General features: G+C 34.7%; 1 protein-coding gene. It reads left to right on the top strand.

Going from position 1 to position 1602, the window contains the following annotated elements; translation table 11 throughout:
• Positions 1-1474 (top strand): IS1182 family transposase (locus tag DXC04_RS15325; RefSeq protein ID WP_243112187.1); only part of this gene is annotated, 1474 nt, incomplete at its 5' end.
• Between the last annotated feature and the right edge of the window lie 128 nt (positions 1475-1602).

Here is a 1602-nt window from a genome sequence, read left to right as displayed (position 1 = left end):
GTCAGACTGTCTAACGATTAGCAAAAATGTTATAATTAAATCACAAGAAATCGAATCGAGGGGATTAATTATGGCATATATTGTTGGAATAGATAGAAATCAGACAAGAATGGTTACTACATCATTAGATGCGCTTATAGATGAAGATAATTCAGTGCGTGTAATCGATGCATATGTTGATTCCTTAGATTTAATTGAATTAGGTTTTAAAGAATACAGCGGAACCAATAGAGGTCAAGCTCCATATCGCCGTTCAGATTTGTTAAAGCTTCATATTTATGGTTATCTTAATAAAATCAGATCCAGTCGTTCCTTAGAAATTGAATGTAAGCGGAATCTTGAACTCATGTGGCTGATTAATGCAATCACGCCAGATCACGGAACTATTGCTGGCTTTGTCAAGAACAATCGTAAAGCCTTTCATGTAACATTACGAAACTTAACTCTCATTCTTAAAGGTTGGGGATTAATTGACGGAAAACTTATAGCTATAGATGGGACAAAAATCCGAGCACAAAACAGTAAGCACAACTGCATTACTAAGAGCGGCTTAGATAAAAAGATTGCTTATGCTGATGAACAGATAAACGCATATCTTATGGCACTTGAAAAAGACTCGCAGTGTGAGCCGGAGTTTAAGAAAAAACTTGAGGATTATCAGGAACTAAAAAAGCAGTATCATCAGCAAAAACAGGAATTATCAAATGAAGGGCTTGAACAAAAAAGTCTTACGGATCCAGATTCACGAAGAATGAAAAATAATGGTTCTTTAGATATCTGCTATAATGTCCAGTCTGCTGTGGATGCCCAGAATCATTTCGTCATAGACATTTCAACTACTAATGATATAAATGATCAAAACCAGCTCTATATAATGGCGAAAGATGCAAGTGATTTGCTGGAAACAGAAGAATGCACTGTTGTTGCTGATACCGGATACTATAATGCATCTGAAATAAAGAATTGTTTAGATGATGGAATGACCGTACTAATAAAGAAAGCTAAGGCAAACAATAGTACAAAAGACAACGAATTCCGAAAAGACAAGTTTAAATATGATCCAGAGAAAGATGTTTATATTTGCCCAGCTGAACAACAGTTATATTTCTTTGAGAATACATCCAAAAATGGAATGAAATATAAAAAGTATAAATGTAATTCTTGTAGCAGTTGCAAATATAAAAATAAATGTACCTCATCCAAAAGCGGAAGAACGCTTCAAAGATGGGAGCATGAAGCTGTATTAGAAGCTGTTCATGAAAAAACTTGGAGCCGGAATGAAACCTATAAACAAAGAAGATGCATAGTTGAGCACCCTTTTGGGACTGTGAAAAGATCTTTAGGCTATAGCTTTTTCCTGCGAAAGAGAATAGAAAACGTAGATGCGGAAGCATCGTCTATGTTTATCGCTTATAACCTTAAGCGATTATTCGCTGTGTTTTCAACACAGGAATTAATAGCAAAATTCAGATAAAAAGCAAAACGATATGTAGAAATATAGTATCTACATATCGTTATATCTGAAATATTAAGTGAAAAGTTACCGCATAAGTGTCAGGAGCCTGAACAATCATAATGAAAATGGATTCATTAGACAGTCTG

It is taken from the genome of Dorea sp. OM07-5 (assembly GCF_003481355.1).
In the GTDB taxonomy this organism is placed as follows: domain Bacteria; phylum Bacillota; class Clostridia; order Lachnospirales; family Lachnospiraceae; genus Dorea_D; species Dorea_D hominis.
The sequence above is the reverse complement of the archived record's forward strand: the minus strand, read 5'-3'. Positions and strand labels throughout refer to the sequence as shown.